At 72.5% G+C, this 21,877-nt stretch carries 17 protein-coding genes and 1 pseudogene; 8 read left to right on the plus strand and 10 right to left on the minus strand.

Annotation, left to right across the window (positions count from 1 at the left end; genetic code table 11):
* The first annotated feature begins 4 nt into the window (after positions 1-4).
* Positions 5-1,015, plus strand: a complete 1,011-nt coding sequence (locus tag ACFFBG_RS01170) for an agmatine/peptidylarginine deiminase (RefSeq protein WP_375476187.1) — start codon at positions 5-7, stop codon at positions 1,013-1,015.
* On the opposite strand, the gene ACFFBG_RS01175 is transcribed toward ACFFBG_RS01170, so the two are convergent.
* From ACFFBG_RS01175 to cysD, 4 genes and pseudogenes are all read right to left on the minus strand, one after another.
* Positions 1,016-2,971, minus strand: coding sequence for a potassium transporter Kup (locus ACFFBG_RS01175; protein WP_375476189.1), 1,956 nt, complete (start codon positions 2,969-2,971; stop codon positions 1,016-1,018). It lies immediately after the preceding gene.
* A gap of 141 nt (positions 2,972-3,112) precedes the next feature.
* Positions 3,113-3,943, minus strand: a pseudogene (locus ACFFBG_RS01180) (3'(2'),5'-bisphosphate nucleotidase CysQ); the annotation flags it as partial.
* The gene (gene cysN / locus ACFFBG_RS01185; protein WP_375474771.1) at positions 3,940-5,793 is read right to left on the minus strand and encodes a sulfate adenylyltransferase subunit CysN; all 1,854 of its coding nucleotides are present in this window, start codon (positions 5,791-5,793) and stop codon (positions 3,940-3,942) included. The pseudogene ACFFBG_RS01180 and the gene cysN, both read right to left, overlap by 4 nt.
* Before the next feature lies 1 nt (position 5,794).
* A complete protein-coding gene (cysD, locus tag ACFFBG_RS01190) occupies positions 5,795-6,706 on the minus strand; it encodes a sulfate adenylyltransferase subunit CysD (RefSeq protein WP_375474773.1) in 912 nt (303 codons plus the stop codon).
* Between the two features lie 181 nt (positions 6,707-6,887).
* Here cysD and ACFFBG_RS01195 point away from each other — a divergent pair, with 181 nt between their 5' ends.
* From ACFFBG_RS01195 to ACFFBG_RS01225, 7 genes are all read left to right on the plus strand, one after another.
* Entirely contained in the window at positions 6,888-7,940 is a 1,053-nt protein-coding gene (locus tag ACFFBG_RS01195) for a cation diffusion facilitator family transporter (RefSeq protein WP_375474775.1), read from the plus strand.
* 10 nt (positions 7,941-7,950) lie between these two features.
* The gene (locus ACFFBG_RS01200) at positions 7,951-8,865 is read left to right on the plus strand and encodes an NAD-dependent protein deacetylase (protein WP_375474777.1); all 915 of its coding nucleotides are present in this window, start codon (positions 7,951-7,953) and stop codon (positions 8,863-8,865) included.
* A gap of 70 nt (positions 8,866-8,935) precedes the next feature.
* The gene (locus tag ACFFBG_RS01205; protein WP_375474779.1) at positions 8,936-9,478 is read left to right on the plus strand and encodes a DUF3145 family protein; all 543 of its coding nucleotides are present in this window, start codon (positions 8,936-8,938) and stop codon (positions 9,476-9,478) included.
* A gap of 40 nt (positions 9,479-9,518) precedes the next feature.
* On the plus strand, positions 9,519-11,207 hold the full coding sequence (locus ACFFBG_RS01210; RefSeq protein ID WP_375474781.1) for an FAD-dependent oxidoreductase: 1,689 nt from the start codon (positions 9,519-9,521) through the stop codon (positions 11,205-11,207).
* Positions 11,207-12,667 carry an ATP-binding protein gene (locus tag ACFFBG_RS01215; protein ID WP_375474783.1) on the plus strand — a complete coding sequence of 487 codons (1,461 nt, stop codon included), beginning with the start codon at positions 11,207-11,209 and terminating at the stop codon, positions 12,665-12,667. Before ACFFBG_RS01210 ends, ACFFBG_RS01215 begins: the two co-directional genes overlap by 1 nt.
* Positions 12,664-13,011: a UBP-type zinc finger domain-containing protein gene (locus tag ACFFBG_RS01220; RefSeq protein WP_375474785.1), complete on the plus strand. Its 348-nt coding sequence runs from the start codon at positions 12,664-12,666 to the stop codon at positions 13,009-13,011. The genes ACFFBG_RS01215 and ACFFBG_RS01220 overlap by 4 nt, the downstream gene beginning before the upstream one ends.
* A gap of 2 nt (positions 13,012-13,013) precedes the next feature.
* On the plus strand, positions 13,014-15,362 hold the full coding sequence (locus ACFFBG_RS01225; RefSeq protein ID WP_375474787.1) for an FUSC family protein: 2,349 nt from the start codon (positions 13,014-13,016) through the stop codon (positions 15,360-15,362).
* 34 nt (positions 15,363-15,396) lie between these two features.
* On the opposite strand, the gene ACFFBG_RS01230 is transcribed toward ACFFBG_RS01225, so the two are convergent.
* The 6 genes from ACFFBG_RS01230 to ACFFBG_RS01255 all read right to left on the minus strand — a co-directional run bounded on the left by ACFFBG_RS01230 (position 15,397) and on the right by ACFFBG_RS01255 (position 21,872).
* Complete coding sequence (locus ACFFBG_RS01230) at positions 15,397-16,803, minus strand: acyl-CoA carboxylase subunit beta (protein ID WP_375474789.1); 1,407 nt, start codon at positions 16,801-16,803, stop codon at positions 15,397-15,399.
* Positions 16,804-16,868: 65 nt separating this feature from the next.
* Complete coding sequence (locus ACFFBG_RS01235) at positions 16,869-18,113, minus strand: beta-ketoacyl-[acyl-carrier-protein] synthase family protein (protein WP_375474791.1); 1,245 nt, start codon at positions 18,111-18,113, stop codon at positions 16,869-16,871.
* 10 nt (positions 18,114-18,123) lie between these two features.
* Positions 18,124-18,411 (minus strand): acyl carrier protein, encoded by a 288-nt coding sequence (locus ACFFBG_RS01240; RefSeq protein ID WP_375474793.1) that lies wholly within the window; start codon positions 18,409-18,411, stop codon positions 18,124-18,126.
* Positions 18,412-18,419: 8 nt separating this feature from the next.
* Entirely contained in the window at positions 18,420-19,391 is a 972-nt protein-coding gene (locus tag ACFFBG_RS01245; protein ID WP_375474795.1) for a beta-ketoacyl-ACP synthase III, read from the minus strand.
* Between the two features lie 2 nt (positions 19,392-19,393).
* Positions 19,394-20,566, minus strand: coding sequence for an acyltransferase domain-containing protein (locus ACFFBG_RS01250; RefSeq protein WP_375474797.1), 1,173 nt, complete (start codon positions 20,564-20,566; stop codon positions 19,394-19,396).
* 130 nt (positions 20,567-20,696) lie between these two features.
* The gene (locus tag ACFFBG_RS01255; protein ID WP_375476191.1) at positions 20,697-21,872 is read right to left on the minus strand and encodes a PucR family transcriptional regulator; all 1,176 of its coding nucleotides are present in this window, start codon (positions 21,870-21,872) and stop codon (positions 20,697-20,699) included.
* Between the last annotated feature and the right edge of the window lie 5 nt (positions 21,873-21,877).

Here is a 21,877-nt window from a genome sequence, read left to right on the forward strand (position 1 = left end):
GCGAATGCCGCACGAGGGGGACCGGCAGGACCGGCTCTGGGTCGCGTGGCCGACGAAGGGGTACACGCTGGGCGACACCGCCGAGGACGCCGACGTCGCCCGCCGCACCTGGTCCGCCGTCGCGAACGCCGCCGCGCACTTCCAGCCGGTCACCGTCGTCGTCGACCCGCGCGCCGTCGGCATCGCCCGGCACTACCTCGACTCGCAGATCGACATCCGGGTCCGGGACATCGACGACGCATGGATCCGCGACAGCGGCCCGACGTTCGTCACCGACGGCGCGCGGCTCGGCGCCGTGACCTGGGTGTTCAACGGCTGGGGCCAGCAGGACTGGGCGACGTGGGACCTCGACGCGACACTCGGCCCCGCTGTCGCCGACTGGGCCGGGGCCGAACGCGTCGACTCCCGCCTCGTCAACGAGGGCGGCGGCATCCACGTGGACGGGCGCGGCACCGCGCTCGTCACCGACACCGTGCAACGCGACCCCGGCCGCAATCCCGGGCTGAGCCGGGCCGACGTCGAGGCGGAGCTGGTTCGCACGATCGGCGCGACGACGGTCGTCTGGCTGCCCCGCGGGCTGACTCGCGACTCGGACACCTTCGGCACCCGCGGCCACGTGGACATCGTCGCGACGTTCTCCTCGCCCGGCGTCGTGCTGCTGCACGACCAGCGCGACGACGCGCACCCGGACCACGCGGTGACCGCGGAGATTCGGACGGCGCTCGCGGACGCCGTCGACGCAGACGGTCGACGGCTGGAGATCGTCGACCTGCCGGCGCCCGCGGCCCTGCGCGACGCCGAGGGCTTCGTCGACTACAGCTACGTCAACCACGTCCTCGTCAACGGCGCGGTGCTCGCCTGCTCCTTCGACGACCCGCACGACGCGGACGCGGCGATGATCCTGCGCGACGTGTACCCCGGCCGCGAGGTCGTGCTCGTCGACGCCCGGCCGCTGTTCGCGCGCGGCGGCGGCATCCACTGCATCACTCAGCAGCAGCCCGCCGTCGCGCCCTGATCACAGCTCGAGGTGCGCGCCCATGACGACGGTGCGGTCCTCGGGCAGCGAGAAGTTCAACGCCGGGTTCGCCGCGTTGTGCGCAAGGCCGATGAACAGCCGCTTGCGCCATCTCGCCATGCCGGTGCTCGGGTTGTCCTCGCCGTGCTGGATCGTGAGCCGGGACAGGAAGTACGACGCGTCGTCCGGCTCGAACTGCAGCTCCGCGCTCTTGCCTACGGCGTGCCGCAGCATCTCGGGGATGTCTTGGTCGTCCTGGAAGCCGAACCGCACGTCGATGTGCACCACGCCGTCGTCGGCGTATTCGAGTGGGTCGACCTCGATTCGCTTGTCGATCGGGATGTAGGGGATGTTCTCCGAGCGCACCGACACCAGCACGACATGCTCGTGCAGCACGTGGTTGAAGTCGACGTTGGCGCGCAGCGCGAGCGGCGTCGTCTCCTTCGTCGGGTGCGGGAAGACCGCCACTCCGGGGACACGCTGCAGCTCGCGGTGCTGCAGCTCGTCGACGAAGTCCTGCAGTGGCCCTTCGAGTTCCGCCCGCCGCTTCGTGACGATCTCCCGCCCCCGTTGCCACGTAGTCATCACGGTCACGATCGCCGCCGCAATGACGAGCGGCAGCCACCCGCCGCTGACGACCTTCACCGCGTTGGCGCCGAAGTAGGACAGCTCGACGCCGCCGAAGACGACGCCGACCACGATCAGTTTCCACTTCGCCCAGTGCCACACCGTCCCGGCCACGATCAGGAACAGCGTCGTCGTGATCAGGAAGGTGCCGGTGACCGCGAGGCCGTAGGCGGTGGCCAACCGCTGGGACGAGCGGAAGGCGAGGATGAGGATCAGCACGCCGCCGAACAGCAGCCAGTTGATGCCCGGCACGTAGATCTGCCCGGACTCCTCTTTCGACGTGTGCCGCACGGTCAGGTTCGGCAGGAAGCCGAGGCGCACCGCCTGCCGGGACACCGAGTACGCGCCGGAAATCACCGCCTGCGAGGCGATCACCGTCGCGACCGTCGCGAGGACGACCAGCGGCACCCGCGCCCAGTGCGGCGCCATCAGGAAGAACGGGCTGCTGATCGCCTTCTTGTCATTAAGTACCAGCGCGCCCTGGCCGAGGTAGTTGAGGGTCAGCGCCGGGAACACGACGAAGAACCATGCCCGCCGGATCGGGGCGCGGCCGAAGTGCCCCATGTCCGCGTACAGGGCTTCGGCGCCGGTGATCGCCAGGACTACCGCGCCCAACGCGATGAACGTCAGGTAGGGGTGGTCGGCCACGAACGTCCCGATGTAGGTCGGCGACAGCGCCCGCAGGATGTCCGGATGCTTGATCACCTGCGCCAGTCCGGTCACCGCCAGCACGACGAACCAGAGCACCATGATCGGCCCGAAGGCGCGGCCGACCTTGTGGGTGCCCAGCCGTTGGGCGACGAACAGAAGGGTGAGGATCGCGATGCCGACCGGCAGCACCGCGTCCTTGAAGTCCGGCGAGATGACCTGCAGGCCTTCCACCGCGGACAGCACCGAGATCGCCGGGGTGATCACGCTGTCGCCGTAGAACAACGACGCGCCGAGCACGCCGAGGATGAGCGCGAAGCCGACGAGCGTGCGGCGGCCCTGCAGGGACCGGCGCGCCAGCGCCGCGAGGGCCATGACGCCGCCCTCGCCGTCGTTGTCTGCGCGCAGGATGAACGCGACGTACTTGATCGACACCACGAGCGTGATCGACCAGAAGATCAACGAGATGACGCCGTAGACGTCGCCGGTCGTCGGCTTGACCTTGCCGCCCTCGATGCTGAACACGGTCTGCAGGGCGTAGAGCGGGCTGGTGCCGATGTCGCCGAACACCACGCCGAGCGCTCCGACAGCGAGCCCGACGAGGCCGGCGCCGCGGGCGGCCGGGTGCGCCTTGCCGCCGGCGGGTCCGCGGTCTTTCGGAAGCGGGTCGTCGTTCTGCACCGGGCCCTCGGCGGCGGTCGTTGCGCTTTCGATGGCGGACTCGCCGCTCGGGTTGCCGGACACCCGATCAGTGTCCCCGCCGGCGCGCGGACATCACGCACGGCGCCCACTTGGGGCCGAACGCGGCGAAGGTCAGGCCGGTGTTCCAGTCGCAGCGCTGATGGCCGAGATCAGGCCGCCGGCGAGTTCTGGGCGGCAGATGAGCAGGTCGGGCAGGTAGGGATTCGGCTGGTTGTAGGCCAGCGGGGTGCCGTCGACCCGGGACGCGTGCAATCCCGCTGCCAGCGCGACGCCGACCGGCGCCGCCGAGTCCCATTCCCACTGGCCCCCGGCGTGCAGGTAGGCGTCCGCGTCGCCGCGCAGGACCGCCATCGCCTTGGCGCCGGCCGACCCCATCGGCGCCAGCTCGGCGCCGAAGGCGTCGGCGACCGCTCGCGCCCAGGCCGGCGGACGGCTGTCGCTGACCAGGAACCGCAGCGGGCCGCCCTGATCGGCCGGCCGACCGGCTCGCTGGCCGCGCGACGGCGCGTCGTCACTGGCGTAGACGCAGTCCAGCGACGGTTGGGCGACAGCCGCGGCAGTGATCGAGCCGGCCGCGCCGTTCGTGCCGTTCGTGCTGTTCGCGCGTGCCGTGCCGGCCGGCCGGCCGCCGCGTTGCCACAGCGCGACGTGCACCGCCCAGTCATCGCGATCCGGCAGGCCGAACTCGCGGCTGCCGTCCAACGGGTCGATGATCCACACCCGGGCCGCGGACAGCCGGGCGGGGGAGTCGGCCGACTCTTCGCTCAGCACCGCGTCGCTGGGCCTGGCGTCGGCCAGCTCGCGCAGCAGCAGCGCGTTCGAGTCCGCGTCGCCGCGCTTGCTGAGCTCCCGGCCGGTCAGCCCGCTCGCGGCGCGCAGCGTCAGCAGCAGCTCGCCCGCCAGGTTGGCGAGGTCGGCGGCGAGCCGCGCGTCGGACAGCGTGGAGGTCAACCCGAGATCCGCTCGATCAGGTCGAGAACGAGGGCGGCCTGCGCGCCGGCGTCGCCGTCGTGCGGGCGTAGCCGCAGGTGCGGCGCCTCGGGCGCCTCATACGGGTCGTCGACGCCGGTGAAGTTGCTGATCTGGCCGGCTCGCGCCTTCGCGTACATGCCCTTGGGGTCGCGGGTCTCGCACACCTCGAGGGGGGTGTCGACGAAGATCTCCAGGAACGGCAGGCTGGTCTCGCTGTGCGACTGCCGCACGCGCTCGCGGTCCACTGCGTACGGGCTGACCAGCGACACGATGGCGACGACGCCCGCGTCGGCGAGCAGCTTGGCGACCTCGCCGGTGCGGCGCACGTTCTCGGCGCGGTCCTCGGCGGAAAAGCCGAGTCCGGCGTTGAGGCCGTGCCGCAGATTGTCGCCGTCGAGCAGGTACGCCGGCCGGCCGGACGCGACCAGCCGCCGCTCCAGCTCGGCGCCGACGGTGGACTTGCCCGATCCGGACAGCCCCGTCAGCCAGACCGTCATGCCGCGCGAGGCGCGCTCCTCGCGGCGCACCGAGCCCTGATGCCAGACGACCTGCGACTGGTGCGCGCTCGGACCGGTGATCATGCCCGCCGCGACGGTGTTGTTCGTGGCCTCGTCGACGAGGATGAAGCTGCCCGTCTCCCGGCTGCGGCGGTAGGCGTCGAACAGCAGCGGCTGTTGGGTGCGCAATCGGATCCGGCCGATCTCGTTGAGCGCCAGCCCCTTCGCCGACTCGTCGCGGTGCAGCGTGTTGACGTCGAGCCGGTAGTCCAGCTCGCGCACCACCGCGCGAGTGGAGCGGGTCGTGTGCTGCACGGTGTATCGGTTGCCCGGCGACAGCGTGGTGTCGCCGGACAGCCAGCAGAGCATCGCGTCGATGTCCTGCCCGACGTGCGGACGGTTGTGCGGACGGCAGATCAGGTCGCCGCGGGCGACGTCGATGTCGTCGGCGAGTTCGAGCGTGATCGCCTGGCCGGCGAAGGCCTCGTCGAGCTTGCGGCCGCCCGGCGCCCACACCGCCGACACCGTCGTCGTGAAGCCGGACGGCAGCACGGTCACCTCGTCGCCAACACGGATGACGCCGCCGGCGACGGTGCCGGCGTAGCCGCGGAAGTCGTGCAGCGCGGCGTCGGCCGACTGCTGCGGACGGATGACGTACTGCACCGGGAAGCGGACGTCGATGAGGTTGCGGTCGGAGGCGACGTGCAGCTCTTCGAGGTGGTGTAGCAGCGACGCGCCCTCGTACCAGTCCATCGCGGCGCTGCGCTGGACGACGTTGTCGCCGCTCAGCGCCGACACTGGGATGAACGTCAAGTCGGTGATCTCCAGCTTGATCGCGAAGCGCCGGAAGTCCTCACGGATCTCGGCGAACCGGTCGAGGCTGTAGTCGACGAGGTCCATCTTGTTGATGCACACGACGAGGTGCGGAATGCCCAGCAGGCTGGCCAGGAACGCGTGCCGCCGGGACTGCTCCAGCACCCCCTTGCGGGCGTCGATGAGGATCAGCGCGACGTCGGCGGTCGACGCGCCGGTCACCATGTTGCGGGTGTACTGGATGTGGCCCGGGGTGTCGGCGATGATGAATTTGCGCTTGGGCGTGGCGAAGTAGCGATACGCGACGTCGATCGTGATGCCCTGCTCGCGCTCGGCGCGCAGGCCGTCGGTGAGCAGCGCGAGATCCGGCGCGTCCTGCCCGCGGCGGCGGCTGGTGACCTCCATCGCGTCGAGTTGGTCTTCGAAGATCGCCTTCGAGTCGTAGAGCAGCCGGCCGATCAGCGTCGACTTGCCGTCGTCGACGGAGCCCGCCGTCGCGATCCTCAAGAGGGCAGCCATGTTAGAAGTAGCCCTCTTTCTTGCGGTCTTCCATGCCGGCCTCGGAGATCCGGTCGTCGGCGCGGGTGGCGCCGCGCTCGGTCAGCCGGGCGGCGGCCACCTCCAGCACGACGTCGTCCGGCGTCGCGGCGTCCGACTCCACGCAGCCGGTGCACGTCGCGTCGCCGATCGTCCGGAACCGCACCGTCGCCTCGAACGGCTGCTCGCCCTCGATCGGCGAGATGAACCGGTTGACGGCCAGCAGCATGCCGTCGCGCTCGAGCACTTCGCGGCGGTGGGCGTAGTACAGCGCCGGCAGCTCGATGCCCTCGTCGCGGATGTAGGACCAGATGTCGAGCTCGGTCCAATTCGACAGCGGGAACGCCCGGATGTTCTCGCCCTTGCGGTGCCGGCCGTTGTAAAGGCTCCACAGCTCGGGCCGCTGGTTGCGCGGATCCCACTGGCCGAACTCGTCGCGGAAGCTGAACACGCGTTCCTTGGCGCGCGCCTTCTCCTCGTCTCGTCGGGCGCCGCCGAACACCGCGCCGAACTCGTTCTCGGTGATGCCGCGCAGCAGCGTCACCGTCTGCAGCCGGTTCCTCGTGGCGCGCGGGCCGAACTCCTCGACTGACCGGCCGGCGTCGATGTCGTCCTGCACCTTGGCGACGACCAGCTGCAGCCCGTACCTCTCGACCGTGCGGTCGCGGAACTCGATCACCTCGTCGAAGTTCTCGCCGGTGTCGATGTGCATCACCGGGAACGGGACGGGCGCGGGCCAGAAGGCCTTGACGGCGAGGTGCAGCATCACGACCGAGTCCTTGCCGCCGGAGAACAGCAGCGCCGGCCGCTCGATCGTCGCCGCGACCTCGCGGAAGATTTGCACGGCTTCGGATTCGAGCTTGTCCAGGTGCGTCAGCTCATAAGCCACGCTCATCCGGGGTCCCTGCGAAATCGTCCAGCGTTCTGTGCGTAGCGATTTCGTGGGGTGGTGGTCATGCTCACGCCTCTCGTATCGGGCTCGGCTCTGATGCAAGGCCGCCGGGACCCACCCTATTTCGCGCTTCGTGCGTCACCGACGGGGATAGCGCGACATAGCCCCGGGGCACGCTCGCCTGGTGAGCGAGGAGAAGCAGGCCGCGGACGGCGTCGAGGACGGCGTCGAGGACGGCGTCGAGGACGGCGTCGACCACGGCGTCGACCACGGGGAGAGCAGCTTCACCGTCCTGCTCGCCCTTGCCGCGAACGTCGGGGTGGGTCTGCTCAAGCTCGCCGCCGGCCTCATCTCGGGCTCCTCGGCGCTGCTGTCCGAGGCGGCGCACTCAGCCGGCGACAGCACGACCGAGGTGCTACTGCTCGTCGCGCAGAAGCGCTCGCGCAAACCGGCCGACCGTTCCCACCCGTTCGGTTACGGCAAGGAACGCTACTTCTGGTCCATGCTCGCCGCGGTCGCCATCTTCGTCTCGGGCGCCGGCTTCTCGATCTACGAGGGCCTGACGACCATGCTGGGCGAGGGCAGCGAGGCGAAGATGCTGTGGATCAACTATCCGGTGCTGGCGTTCTCGGCCCTGCTCGAGGGCGCGTCGCTGCGGCAGGCGGCCAAGCAGATGCGGCAAGAGACCGCCCGCACCCGGCGCAGCCTGCGCGGCTACCTGCGGCTGCCGCGTGATCCCACTTTGAACAGCGTGCTGCTCGAGGACTCCGCCGCGATCGTCGGCCTGGCCGTCGCCACGGTCGGCGTGGCGCTGCACCAGATCACCGGCTCGGCGATCGGCGACGGCGCGGCGTCTGTGGTCATCGGCCTGTTGCTGCTCAGCGTCTCGTTCGTCCTCGCCCGGGCGTGCGCCAATCTGCTGATCGGCCGGCAGGCGGATCCCCGCCTGCTGCGCGAGATCGAATCATGGCTGGAGGGGCAGGCGGAGGTGGACGACCTCGTCGACGTCTTGACGATGTTGGTCGGCGTCGACAGCATCCTGGTCTGCACCCGGGTGGACTTCGTCGACACGCTGACGGCCGCGGACCTCGAGACGGCGTGCGTCCGCATCGACGTCGACATGCGCGCCAAATTCCCCATGCTGTCCGAGGTGTTCATCCAGCCGGCCTCGCGCAAGGACGTCGACCTGCGCGCGCGGGTGACCGAGCGCTACGGCCACGCCCTCGCCGAGGAGTAGTTCCGGCACCATGGACGCCGTGATCGCCGCGCAGCCCGTCGCAGACCTGCAGGCACTCGCAGACCTGCAGGCACTCGTCGTCGCCGGCGGCGTGGTCGTGCTGTCCGGCGCTGGGCTGTCCACCGAGTCCGGCATCCCGGACTACCGCGGGCCGACGGGCGCGTTGCGCCGGCACACTCCAATGACGTACCAGACCTTCGTCGGCTCGGCGCAGGCGCGGCAGCGGTACTGGGCGCGCAGCCACCTGGGGTGGCGCCAGATCGGCGACGCCCGGCCGAACGCCGGGCACCGCGCCGTCGCGCGGCTGCAGCAACTCGGCGCGCTGGCCGGGATCATCACCCAGAACGTGGACGGCCTGCATCAGGCGGCCGGCGCGCGCGACGTCATCGAGCTGCACGGCGGGCTGGACGGCGTGGTCTGCCTCGGCTGCGGCGCGCGCGAGGCGCGACTGGCCCTCGACGCACGGCTGCGCGCGTTGAACGCCGACTTCGCGGCAGCGGTCGCGCGGATCAACCCCGACGGCGACGCCGAGCTGGCCGACGCCGGCCTGGACGGGTTCACCCTCGCGTGCTGCGTCGGCTGCGGGGCGGACCTGCTCAAGCCGGACGTCGTGTTCTTCGGCGAGAACGTGCCGCGGCCGCGCGTGGACGCCTGCTATGCGCTCGTCGAGTCGGCCCGCAGCCTCCTCGTGTTGGGTTCCTCGCTCACGGTGATGTCCGGGTTGCGGTTCGTCCGTCGCGCGCACACGCTCGGCGTTCCGGTGGCGATCGCGAACGAGGGCCAGACGCGTGGCGACCCGCTTGCCACGGTCAAGGTCGAGGCCCGGCTGGGCGAGCTGCTGCCGGCGCTGGCGGCTGGACTGGCATCCGCCGACGGCGAGTGCGCGTCCTCGGTGGCGCAACACGCGACTCATGCGTCACAATAGAAACGCACACCACCGCAGGAGCGACGGATCGCTGGGGAAGGCGTCACCGTCGATCAATGGAGGTGTGTCGATGACCAGCGCCCGCACCGGGACTTCCGGCTCCGCAGGCCACCGCGCCGTGCCAGGCACCCGCGGTGTCGTTTACGTGCACTGCTGCCCGTCCGCGATCGCCCCGCACGTCGAGTGGGCGATCGCCGGCGTGCTCGGCGTGCCCGCGCGCCTGCAGTGGTCCGCCCAGCCGGTCGCGCCGTCATTGCTGCGCGCCGAGGCCGCCTGGACGGGTCCGGTCGGCACGGCCGCGCGGCTCGCCGCCGCGCTGCGCGCGTGGCCGATGCTCGTCTTCGAGACCACCGAGCAGGGCACCGGCGTCACCGACGGCGAGCGGCTCGCGCACGTGCCAGGCCGCGGGTTCCACCGCAGCGCCGTCGCCGCGAACGGCGACGTCGTGGTCGGCGAGGAGCGGCTGCGCGGGCTCGCGGCCCGCGCGCGGACGGCGGACGAGTTCCGGCACGGCCTCGCCGAGCTGCTCGGCGCGGCGTGGGACGCCGAGCTCGAGCCCTACCGCCAGGGCGGCGACGGCGCGCCGATCAGCGTGCTGCACCAGGTCGGCTGAGGGCGTCCCGCCGGCGTCGCCTGCGGCATAGGGTGGCGCGGTGCAGCCCGACCCGGCCGCGCGCCGCACCAGTCCGCGCACGGCTCTGCTGACCGTCGACGACGATCCGGCAGTCTCGCGCGCCATCGCGCGCGACCTGCGCCGCCGCTACGGCGACGTGTACCGGATCGTCCGGGCCGAGTCCGGCGCGCAGGCCCTGGACGCGCTGCGCGAGCTGAAGTTGCGCGGCGACACCGTGGCGGTGCTGCTGGCCGACCACCGCATGCCGCAGATGAGCGGCCTGCAGTTCCTCGAAGCCGCGCTGGACATCTATCCCGCCGCGCGCCGCGTGCTGCTCACCGCCTATGCGGACACCAGCGCGGCGATCGACGCGATCAACGTCGTCGACCTCGACTACTACCTGCTCAAGCCCTGGGACCCGCCGGAGGAGAAGCTCTACCCGGTCATCGACGCCCAGCTCGAGGGGTGGGCGCGCCGCGACCAGCGCGCGGTCGTCGAGACGAAGGTCGTCGGGCATCGCTGGTCGGCGCGCTCGTCGGAGATCCGCGAGTTCCTCGCCCGCAACCAGGTGTCCTACCGCTGGTACAGCAGCGAGTCGCCCGAAGGCCGTCGGCTGCTCGCGGCCGCGTCCGCGGACGGCACGGAACTTCCGCTGGTCGTGACCGCCGACGGCACAGCGCTCGTCGCGCCGGCCGACGCCGAGCTGGCCGCCCGGGTCGGGCTCGCCACCACTCCGACTCAGGACTTCTATGACCTCGTCGTCATCGGCGGCGGGCCAGCCGGCCTCGGCTCGGCGGTGTACGGCGCGTCCGAGGGGCTGCGGACGGTGCTCGTCGAGCGCCTCGCCACCGGCGGGCAGGCCGGGCAGAGCTCGCGCATCGAGAACTACCTCGGCTTTCCCGACGGCGTCTCCGGCGCGCAGCTGACCGAGCGCGCGCGGCGACAGGCGGTCAAGTTCGGCGCCGAGCTGCTCACCACCCGCGACGTGGTCGGCCTGGAGGTGAACGGCGCGGGGCGCACCGTGCGCTTCGCCGACGGCGGCGCGATCGACGGGCACACGGTGATCCTCGCGACCGGCGTCTCCTACCGCCAGCTCGCCGCGCCGGGGTTGGCGTCGCTCACCGGCCGAGGCGTCTACTACGGCTCGGCGCTCACCGAGGCGGCGAACTGCGTCGGCGCCGACGTCTACGTCGTGGGCGGCGCGAACTCGGCCGGCCAGGCGGCCGTCCACCTCGCCGCCGGCGCTCGCTCGGTCACCCTGCTGGTGCGCGGCAAGTCCCTCGAGGACTCGATGTCCTACTACCTCGTGCAGCAGATCGCCGCGGTCGACAACATCAGCGTGCGCACCTGCACCGAGGTCGTCGAGGCGCACGGCACGGACCACCTGGAACGGCTGACGCTGCGCGACAGCGTCACCGACGAGACCGAGACCGTGGACGCCGGCTGGCTGTTCGTCTTCATCGGCGCCGCCCCGCGCACCGACTGGCTCGACGGCGTCGTGGCGCGCGACGCGGCCGGCTTCGTGCTCGCCGGGCCGGACCTGTCCGACGACGGCTCCGCGCCGCCGGGATGGACGCTGGATCGTTCGCCGTTGCATCTTGAGACGAGCGTGCCGGGCGTCTTCGTGGCCGGCGACGCGCGGGCCGAGTCGGCGAAACGCGTCGCGTCCGCGGTCGGCGAGGGCGCGATGGCCGTCATGCTCGTGCACCGATACCTCGGAGGACTGTGATGGTCGATCAACTGGTCTGCGATCCGCACGAGCTGCGCACGCTGTTCCTGTTCGAGCGCCTGACCGACGACCAACTCGACTGGCTTTGCGCGCGCGGGCGGGTCGAACACCGGCCGGCCGGCGTCGTGTTCACGCAGGGCGAGCCCGCCGAGCAGCTGTTCGTGCTGCTCGACGGCACGATCGCGCTGTCGCAGCGGGTCGGCGGCGACGACGTCGAGACGACGCGCACCGACCAGCGGGGCGCCTACGCCGGGGCTTGGGCCGCCTACCTGCGCGACTCCGACTCGCGCGGCTACAACGCGACGCTGCGCGCCGTCGCGCCGTCCCGGTTCTTCGTCCTCGCCGCCGCGGACTTCACCGAGCTGATGACCGAGTGGTTCCCGATGGCGTTGCACCTGCTCGAGGGGCTGTTCTACGGCGGCCAGAAGACCCGGCGGGTCGTCGGCGAGCGGGAGCGGCTGCTGGCGCTCGGCTCGCTCACCGCCGGCTTGACGCACGAGCTGAACAACCCGGCCGCGGCCGCGGTGCGCGCGACGTCCTCGCTGCGCGAACGGCTCGCCGGCATGCGGCACAAGCTCGCGCTCATCGCCGGCGGGGCGTGGGACCGCAAGCAGCTCGAGTCGCTGATCCAGCTGCAGGAGCGCGCGGTCGAACACGTCGCGAAAGCCCCGGATCTGGGTCCGCTCGAGACGTCCGACCGCGAGGACCAGGTCGCAGACTGGCTCGGCGACCACGACATCGGCGGCGGCTACGACCTCGCCCCGACTCTCGTCCAGGCCGGTCTGGACGTCGACTGGCTCGATCGCGACCTCGCCGCCACGACCGGCCCGGACATGCTCGAAGGCGCCGTGCGGTGGCTCAACTACACCCTCGAGACCGAGCTGTTGATGGACGAGATCGAAGACGCCGCGACCCGCATCTCGACGCTCGTCACCGCAGCCAAGCAGTACTCGCAGATGGACCGCGCCCCGCAGCAAGTGCTCGACGTGCACGAGCTGTTGAGCAGCACGCTGGTCATGCTCAGCAAGAAGCTCGCCGGGGTTCGGGTCGTGAAGGACTACGACAAGACGCTGCCGCCGATCCCGGTCTACGGGGCCGAGTTGAACCAGGTGTGGACGAACCTGATCGACAACGCGGTGCAGGCGATGGACGGCGCCGGCACGCTGACGATCCGTACCGAAAGGTATGGCGAGGACATGGTGCAGGTGACGATCGCCGACACCGGGCCCGGCATCGCGCCTGAGGCGGAGGGCCGGATCTTCGAGCCGTTCTTCACGACCAAGTCGGTCGGCGAGGGCACCGGCCTCGGCCTGGACATCTCCTGGCGCATCGTCGTCAACAAGCACCACGGCGACATCGCGGTCGAGTCCGAGCCGGGGGACACCCGCTTCCGGGTCCGACTGCCGTTGCACGAGGCGCTGGCCGACGCTGACCCTGTTGCCGGGGAGAGGACCCCGTGAGCGAGCCGGCGGCCATCAACCCCCAAGCGACCCCGAGCGGCCCGGGCTGCGCGGACTGCGAGGCCGGCGGCGGCTGGTGGTTCCACCTGCGCCGCTGCGCGCAGTGCGGGCACATCGGCTGCTGCGACTCCTCGCCCGCGCAGCACGCGAGCGCCCACGCCCGGGACGCCGGCCACCCGATCGTGCAGAGCTTCGAGCCGCGCGAGACCTGGTTCTGGGACTACGCGTCGGAGGATTACTACGACGGGCCGAGGTTGGCTGACCCGCAACACCATCCGATCGGCCAGCCGGTGCCCGGACCGGCCGGCCGGGTGCCCGCCGACTGGCGCAGCCTGGTCCACTGATCGTGCGGTGGGAGTGGGGGTGGCTTCGGACCCGCGATCCGCATTGGGCGTCGCTGCGCCGAGCCGTCCGCCCCGCGGTCGTCGTGCCGGCGAACTTCGCCGTCGGCTCGCAGCTGATCGGCGACGCCCAGGTGGCCACCTTCGCGGCGTTCGGCTCGTTCGCCATGTTGCTGTTCGCGAATTTCCCGGGCGGCCGGCGCGCGCGTCTCGCCGCCTACCTGCTGCTCGCCGGCGTCGGCGCCGGTCTCATCGCGCTCGGGTCGGCGGTGGCCTCCCCAGACTGGCTGGCCGTCGTGATGATGGCGGTGGTCGCGTTCGTGGTGCTGTTCGCCGGCGTTGTCAGCTCGGTGGTCAACGGCGGCGTGCAGGCCGCGTTGCTCGCCTTCATCCTCGCGGTGCTGCTGCCCGGCGGCGTCGCGGCCACGCCACACCGACTCGCGGGCTGGGGGCTGGCCGCGGCGGTGTCGATCCCCGTCGCGGTGCTGGTTTGGCCGCCCGGCGATCGGAACCTGCTGCGGGCCGCCGCCGGGCGAACCTGTCGAGCACTTGCCGGCATGCTGCGGCTCACCCCGCCCGAGCCGGGCGCCGGCGACCCGTTGGTGGCGCTGCGCCGAGCCGCCCGTGAACTGCGCACGGCGTTTCGCACCTCAGCGGCGAACACGTCGGCGTTGAGCACGGGCTCGCGGTTGGTGGTGCGCCTCGCCGACGAGCTCGAATGGCTCGCCACCCTGGTCGGCAACGCGTGCGCCGACGAACCAACGGGCTGGTCCGAGCAGGGCCGACGCTTGCGCACGACCGCGGCCGAGGCGCTCGACGCGTGCGCGGCGGCGCTGACGCACGACGCGTCGCGATCGCACGTGCGCGCCGAACTCGCCGGGTGGCAGACGGAGCTGGCGAAGGCGCGTCGCGCGGTCGCCGACGAGGCGCTCGACCGGCTGCGCGCGGCGACCGGCAGCCCGACGACCGGCAGCCCGACGACCGGCAGCCCGACGGACGGCAGCCCGACGGACGGCGCCGGCGAGTTCGGCCGCCCGTTGTACGCGGCGCACGAGCTCGGCTACGCGATCGCGCTCGTCGTGTCGACAGTGCAGGCGATCGCGGACGCCGATTCGCGTTCGTGGTGGAACCGGCTTGCCGGCCGTCGGGCCCAGCCGTCGACCGCGTTCGGCGCGGTGGCCGCCGCGCAACAAGTGGCCGCCGGGCACGTCGACCGGCATTCGGTCTGGCTGCAGAACAGCATTCGCGGCGCGGCTGGACTGGCGCTCGCGGTGCTGCTGGCGCGGGTGGTCGACGCGCAGAACGCCTTCTGGATCGGCCTCGGCGCGTTGTCGGTGATCCGCTCGAACGCGCTGTCGACAGGCGCGACCGTGGCACGCGCGCTCGCCGGCACGGCGCTCGGCTTCGCCGTCGGCGGCGCGTTGGTGGCGGCCATCGGGACGTCGCCGCCGCTGCTGTGGACGTTGCTGCCGGTGGCGATCCTGGTCGCGGCGTCCGCGCCCGCGCTCATCTCCTTCATCGCCGGGCAGGCGGCGTTCACCGTCTTCACGATCATCCTGTTCAACATCATCGCGCCGGCCGGGTGGCGGATCGGCGTCGTTCGGGTCGAGGACGTCGCGCTCGGCTGCGCCGCCAGCCTGGTCGCCGGCGCGCTGTTCTGGCCGCGCGGCGCGGGACAGGCGCTGGGCGCCGCCTACGCCGAGGCGTACCGGAGCGCCGCGGAGTTCCTGCGCCAGTCGATCGGCTCGGTGAGCGGGCGCCCGGTGCGGTCGGCCACCGCGGCTGCCGCCAACGCCGCCGGCATGCGGCTCGACGACGCGCTGCGCCAATACCTCGCCGAGCAGGGCGCGAAGCACGTCCCCTTGGCCAGCGTCACCACGCTCGCCAACGCCGCGACCCGATTGCGGCTTGCCGGCGTGGCAATCGCCGCCCTGGCGACACCGGCGCCGGCGGGCCAGCAGGTCGACGGCCCGGCGCCCACCGCGGCCACGGCGGCCACCGCGCCCGGCGCGACCTCCGCGGCGCCTGCTGACGGCCGGCGGTTGGCCGCCGCGGCGGCCGTGCTCGACCGGCGAACGACACAGGTGACCGACTGGTACCGCGCGCTGGCCGACGGGTTCGCCCGACGCGACGCGCCGCTGCCGCCCGGCTGTGAGCCGGCTGCTGCCGAGTCGTTCCTCGACGTGGTGGTGCCCGCCGTGGACGGCTGCGGCGATCCCGGGCAGGCCGTCCGCGCGCAGCAGCTGCTGTGGTCCGGCCAGTACCTCGGCGATGTCGACGTGCTGCGGCCCGGCCTGCTGGCGCTTGCCACCGAGGTGCGTGCTGCCCAGGCCATCCCGTGGTGGCGCCGCTGAGCACCGTCCCCGCGCGGGGTTGCAACGTGGCGCGCTACAGCGGGATGTTGCCGTGCGCGCCCCGGCCGGCCGGCGCCTCGGCGAGCGCTTCGGCCAGCGATCGACGGGTGGCGCTCGGCTCGATCAGCTCGTCCACCACGCCGAGGTCCATCGCTCGGCCGACGCCGCCGGCGATCCGTTCGTGCTCCTCGGCGAGCGCGGCGTGCAGTTGCTCGCGCTCGCCGGGCGGCGCGGCGGCGAGCCGCTTGCGGTGCAGGATGCCGACAGCCGCCGACGCGCCCATGACGGCGACCTCGGCGCCCGGCCACGCGAACACCTTCGTGGCGCCGAGCGAGCGAGAGTTCATCGCGATGTAGGCGCCGCCGTAGGTCTTGCGGGTCACCAGCGTCACGCGCGGGACGACCGCCTCGCCGAACGCGTGCAGCAGCTTGGCGCCTCGCCGCACGATGCCGTCCCATTCCTGCCCGACGCCGGGCAGGTAGCCGGGGACGTCGACCAGCACGACGAGCGGCACGCCGAACGCGTCGCACATCCGCACGAACCGCGCGGCCTTCTCCGCCGACGGCGAGTCCAGGCAGCCGCCGAGGCGCAGCGGGTTGTTCGCGATCACCCCGACGGTGCGGCCGGTGAGCCGGCCGAAGCCCGTGACGACGTTCGGCGCCCACTTCGCGTGCAGCTCGAGAAAGCCGCCGTCGTCGAGGATCGACGCGATCAGCGGATGGACGTCGTAGGCGCGCTTCGGGTTGGCCGGCAGCATCGCGCTGACGTCGTGCGCCGGGCCGAGCAGCGTGAGGTCGAACGTGCCCTGGCGCGCCAGCAGCGACGCGACGGATTGCGCGGCCGCGAACGCCGCGTCGTCGTCGTCGGTGGTCACGTGCACGACGCCGCTACGCCGGCCGTGGGTGTCCGAGCCGCCGAGCGATTCCATGTCGACGTTCTCGCCGGTGACCGAGCGGACGACGTCCGGGCCGGTCACGAAGACCCGGCCGCCGGTGGACATGATCACGACGTCGGTCAGCGCCGGCCCATAGGCGGCGCCGCCGGCGGCTGGCCCGAGCACGACCGAAATCTGCGGCACCCGGCCGGACGCGCGGATCATCGCCTGGAACACCAGCCCGACGGCGTGCAGCGCCTCGACGCCCTCGGCCAGCCGCGCGCCGCCGGAGTGCCACAGTCCGATCACCGGCGCCCGCTCGCGCACCGCGAGGTCGATGGCGTCGACGATGTGCCGGCAACCCGCCGAACCCATCGCGCCGCCCATCACCGTCGCGTCCGTGCAGAACGAGACCGCGGACGTGCCGTTGATCCGCCCGCGCGCGGCGACCACCCCGCTGCTGTCGCGCGGGCGGAGCAGCTCGAGCGAGCCGGCGTCGAACAGCTTCTCCAGCCGCAGCACCGGATCGCGCGGATCGAGCTCCGCGGCGGTCGCCAAAGCGGTCATGCGCCCTCCTTCGTCGGGCGATGACGGCGTGCTGGCCACCTCGATGACCTCGCAAGCTCGGTCATTCAGGCCTTCCGGAACAGCAGCGCGACGTTGTGGCCGCCGAAGCCGAACGAGTCGCTCAGCGCCGCCGGCACCGTCATCTCCCGCGCCTTCGCCGGCACGTCGACCCGCACGTCGTCGTCGATGTCGTCGAGGTTGATGGTGGGCGGCACGATGTCGTGCCGGACGCTGAGCACGGTCGCGACGGCCTCGATCGCGCCCGCCGCGCCGAGCAGGTGGCCGGTCATCGACTTCGTCGCGGTGACGACGGTCTGTTCGCCGAGCAGCTCGGCGATCCAGCGGGCTTCGGCGCCGTCGCCGGCCGGGGTCGAGGTGGCGTGCGCGTTGACGTGCACGACGTCGCTCGCATCGACGCCCGAGCGGCGCAACGCCGACTTCGCGGCCCGCGTCTGGCCGTTGCCGTCCGGCTGCGGCGCGACGATGTCATAGCTGTCGGCGGTGATGCCGGCGCCGCCGAGGATCGCGTAGGGCGTGCGGCCGCGGGCGGCCGCCGACGACGCGCGTTCGAGGACGATGGCGCCGGCGCCCTCGCCGAGCACGAAGCCGTCGCGGCCCTTGTCGAACGGGCGCGACGCGCGCTCGGGCTCGTCGTTGCGGGTGGACATCGCCCGCATCTGCGCGAAGCCGGCGATGTTCAGCCGGTGGATGCACGCCTCGGTGCCGCCGGCGACGACGACGTCGGCGCGGCCGAGCTGGATGAGGTCGAGGGCGTGGGCGATCGCCTCGGCGCCCGACGCGCAGGCGCTCACCGTGGTGTGCACGCCGGCCTGCGCGCCTACTTCGAGGCCGACATAGGCGGCCGAGCCGTTCGGCATGTTCATCGGGATCAGCAACGGCGAGACCCGCGACGGGCCCTTGCTCTGCAGGATGTCGTACTGCGCCAGCAGCGACGTCACCCCGCCGATGCCGGTGCCGATCACCACCGCGACCCGGGTGGGGTCGAGCCCGTTGTCCGCGGACGGGCCGGTGAAGCCGGCGTCCGACCACGCCTCGCGCGAGGCGACGATCGCCGCCTGCTCGGAGCGGTCGAGCCGACGCGCCTGCACCCGCGGCAGAACCTCGGCCGGGTCGACCGCCATCGGCGCGGCGATCCGCACCGAAAGGTCGCTGGCCCATTCCTGGGTCAGGGCGACAACCCCGGACCGGCCCTCGAGCAACGCAGACCAGAAGGACGCGGTGTCGCCGCCCAGCGGCGTGGTCGCGCCGAGGCCGGTGACGACGACGTCGTCGGGTGCTGCTGCGGTCACGGGTGATGCCCTACTTGCCTTGGTGCTGCTCGATGTAGGAGATCGCGTCGCCCACGGTCTTCAGCTCGGACAGCTTCTCGTCGGGGATCGTCGCGCCGAACTTCTCCTCGACCGCCATGGCCACCTCGACCATGGACAGCGAGTCGACGTCGAGGTCGTCCACGAAGCTCTTCTCCGGCGTGACGTCGGCCGGGTCGACGTCGGCGACCTCGTGGAGGATGCCGGCGAGTTCGCCGAGGATGTCGTCGGGCACAGGTGGTTCCTTTCGGGTGGTGGCCGCTCCGGGTGAGCGGACCATTCGCAACGTTACGGAGCGAGCACGACCTGGCCGGCGTAGGCGAGGCCGGAGCCGAAGCCGAGCAGCAGCACTGGCGCGCCGGACGCGATCTCGCCGGACTCGACCATGCGCGACAGCGCGAGCGGAATCGTCGCCGCGGACGTGTTGCCGGAGGTCACGATGTCCCGGGCGACGACCGCGTTCGGCAGCTCGATGCGGCGGGCGAGCGCCTCGATGATGCGCAGGTTCGCCTGGTGCGGGACGAAGGCCGCGATGTCCGCCGGCTGCAGCCCGGCGCGCTCGATCGCGGCGAGCGCGACCGGCGCCATCTGGCCGGTGGCCCAGCGGTAGACGGTCTGGCCTTCCTGGCGGAAGAAGTGGCTGTCCTCGTCGATCGCGACGCTGTCGAACTGCGCGCCGTCGCTGCCCCACACGGCAGGGCCGAGCCCGGATGCGTCCGACGGGCCGACCACCGCCGCGCCGGCGCCGTCGGCGAGGATGATGCAGGTGCTGCGGTCGGTCATGTCCAGCCAGCCGGAGAACCGCTCGGCGGCAACGACCAGCACGTTGCGCGCCTGGCCGGTGAGCACCGCGGCGGACGCCGCGTTCAGCGCGTAGACGAACCCCGAGCAGCCGGAGTTGACGTCGAACGCGCCGGGCGCGTCGATGCCCAGCCGCGCGGCGAGATTGGGCGCGGCGGCCGGCACCGGCGTCGGCATCGTGCAGGTCGCGACGAGCACGAGATCGACGTCGGCAGTCGACACCCCGCTCGCCGCCAGCGCCTTGCTGCCCGCCTGCTCGGCCATGTCGACGACGGTCTCGTCCGGGTCGGCCCAGTGCCGCTCGGCGATGCCGACGCGCGTCTTGATCCACTCGTCGTCGGTCTCGACGCCGCGGGCGATCAGGTCGTGGTTGGTAATTACATTCGCCGGCCGGTAGTGGCCGAGGCCGAGGATGCGGGTGGCGTGCGGGCCGGCACTCGTGGCGAGTCGGGTGGTCATGGTCAGTCCTCCGAGCCGGACGAGAGGCGGACGACGGGCAGACCGGCCGCGACGATGTCGCCGTCCTGGCGCAGCCACTCGGCGAGCACGCCGTCGCCGGGCGCGAGGATCGGGAACTCCTCGCGGTTGGTGCGCACGACGCCGAGGCGGGCGCCGCGGGGGACGCGGGCGCCCTCGTCGACGCCGTCCGAGCGGGAGAAGACGCCCTTTGCCGGCGTGACGACCACGCGGAAGTCGGGCGTGTGCTCGCCCTGCCCGTGCTGCGGGCGGCTCGCGACCAGCGTGCGGGCCTTGTCGAGGTCGGCCGGGGTCTTCACCGCCACGATCTCCACGCCGGGCAGCTCGCGCTTCGCGATGCCGGCCAGCACGCCGCCGGGCGCCAGCTCGACGACTGCGCTCACGTCGAGCTCTCGGCAGTTCTGCAGGCAGAGGTCCCAGCGCACGGGGAGGGTGACCTGCCGGACGAGCCGCGCGAGCAGGTCCGGTCCGCCGACCACGCCCGCGCCGTCGGCGTTGGACAGCAGGATCGGCCGCGGGTCTGCGAAGGCCAGCGTCGAGGCGAAGGCGGCGAGCGCCTGCTCGGCAGGCGCCATGAAGTGGGTGTGGAACGCGCCGGCGACCTGCAGCGGGCGCACCCGCGCGCCGGCCGGCGGCTCGGCCGCGAGCTTCTCGAGCGCGTCGAGCGCGCCCGCCGCGACGATCTGCCCGGCGCCGTTGCGGTTCGCGGGGCTCAGGCCGATTGCGTCGAGCGCGGCGAGGACGACGGCCGGTTCGCCGCCGAGCACGGCGGACATCCCGGTGGGGGTGAGCGCGCAGGCGGCAGCCATCTCGGCGCCGCGCCGGCCGGCCAGCGCGACAGCGTCGACCGGGGTGAGCGCGCCGGAGACCACTGCCGCGGTCAACTCGCCGACGCTGTGCCCGGCGACGACTCGCTCCTCGGACTCCGGGAAACCGAGCTGGCCAGCCGCGATCACGCCCAGCGCGACCAGCAGCGGCTGGGTGACGGCGGTGTCCTTGATCTCCTCGGCGTCGGCGGTGGTGCCGAGTCGGACCAGGTCCAGGCCGGTCGCCTCGGAGAACTCGGCGAGTTGGTCAGCGACGCCGGGCAGCTCCAGCCAGGGGCTGAGCATGCCCGGCGATTGCGCGCCCTGGCCCGGTGCGAATACCGCGATCACAGCACTCAGCCTCTCGCGGCCGGGGGCCTGGGCGCGACTGGGACACGGACAGCATTAGCCGTGTCGTCTTGTAGGAATCCTCCAGCCCGAAAGCGTTTGTTACCGGCGAGTTGCGCTGAGATGTTGTGGACTAGCTAACAGAATGCAGACGTCCGAGGGCGAGCGCGACCTGCAAGGTGAACGCCCCGCGTGGATCGGTGGGCGCCTCGCCGCACACCTCCGCCACCCGCCGCAGCCGGTAGCGGACGGTGTTCGCGTGCACGAACAACGCTCGCGCGGTCGCCTCGAGCGCGCCGCCCGCGTCGAGGAAGCCGCTCATCGTCTCGAGCAGCACGTCCCCCGCAAGCGTCAGCGGCCGGTAGACGTCGGCGACCAGTTGGGCGCGGGCCTCCGCGTCGCCGGCGATCGCCCGCTCGGGCAGCAGCGCGTCCGCGCTCACCGGACGCGGCGCGCCCGGCCACGCGGGCGCCGCCCGCAGCCCGCTCAGCGCGGCCCGGGTCACGGCGGCGGCGTCGGCCAGGTGCTTGGCGACGGGGCCGACGACGACCGGTCCTTCGGCGAAGCAGGGCAGCAGTTGATCAGCGAGCGGCAGCGGGTCCTCGACCCCGCTGACCACGATCACGAGCCGGTCGGCGTGCACCCCGACCATCGCGTCCAGGCCGAGGCGGCGGACCCGCGCGTGCACGCCGGCGAGCACGACGTCGGGGTGGCCGGCCGGCGCGCCTCCGACGACGGCGGCCACCGGCCCGACGTCGGCCCACCCGAGCGCGGCCAGCTGGCTGGGCAGCGGATCGCCGACGACCGAGCCGCTCACCAGGTTGTCGATGACCAGCGCCTCGAGGCGGCGGTCCCACGAGCCGCGGTTCTCCGCGGCGCTGGCGTACACCCGCGCGGCCGCGAACGCGATCTCGCGGCTGAAGCGCAGCAGCTGCTCGCGCACGATCGGCTCGTCCTCACTGCCGGCCAGCAGCGACATGTTCTGCTCCGCGACGGTGATCGTCTGCCGGATGAGCTCCACGGTCTGCTGCAGCGTCACGGACCGGGCCATCGCAGACGGCGCGGCGGCGAACACTCCGCCAGTCAGGCGCAGCACGTCGTCGTCGGTGCGCAGCCACTCCACGAACGACTGCAGGCCGGCTTGCGCCACGAGCGTCACCCACGAGCGCTGGCCCGACGGCAGCGCGCGGAACCAGGGCAGCTCGTCGTCCATCCGCGCGACGCTCTGCGTGGCGAGCCGGCCAATCGACTGCTCGATGCGACGCAGCGTCTCCGGCCGGACCCGCGGCGTGCCTGCGCTGTCACTCACGCTGT

Source organism: uncultured Jatrophihabitans sp., from assembly GCF_964251945.1.
Taxonomy (GTDB): domain Bacteria; phylum Actinomycetota; class Actinomycetes; order Mycobacteriales; family Jatrophihabitantaceae; genus Jatrophihabitans.

Excerpts from the sequence above, each read along its gene's own strand:
- ACFFBG_RS01205 (WP_375474779.1), top strand. The coding sequence starts at position 8,936 with ATGACCAGCGCCCGCACCGGGACTTCCGGCTCCGCAGGCCACCGCGCC.
- ACFFBG_RS01215 (WP_375474783.1), top strand. The coding sequence starts at position 11,207 with ATGGTCGATCAACTGGTCTGCGATCCGCACGAGCTGCGCACGCTGTTC.
- ACFFBG_RS01230 (WP_375474789.1), bottom strand. The coding sequence starts at position 16,803 with ATGACCGCTTTGGCGACCGCCGCGGAGCTCGATCCGCGCGATCCGGTG.
- cysD (WP_375474773.1), bottom strand. The coding sequence starts at position 6,706 with ATGAGCGTGGCTTATGAGCTGACGCACCTGGACAAGCTCGAATCCGAA.
- ACFFBG_RS01170 (WP_375476187.1), top strand. The coding sequence starts at position 5 with ATGCCGCACGAGGGGGACCGGCAGGACCGGCTCTGGGTCGCGTGGCCG.
- ACFFBG_RS01240 (WP_375474793.1), bottom strand. The coding sequence starts at position 18,411 with ATGGTCCGCTCACCCGGAGCGGCCACCACCCGAAAGGAACCACCTGTG.
- ACFFBG_RS01245 (WP_375474795.1), bottom strand. The coding sequence starts at position 19,391 with ATGACCACCCGACTCGCCACGAGTGCCGGCCCGCACGCCACCCGCATC.
- cysN (WP_375474771.1), bottom strand. The coding sequence starts at position 5,793 with ATGGCTGCCCTCTTGAGGATCGCGACGGCGGGCTCCGTCGACGACGGC.
- ACFFBG_RS01200 (WP_375474777.1), top strand. The coding sequence starts at position 7,951 with ATGGACGCCGTGATCGCCGCGCAGCCCGTCGCAGACCTGCAGGCACTC.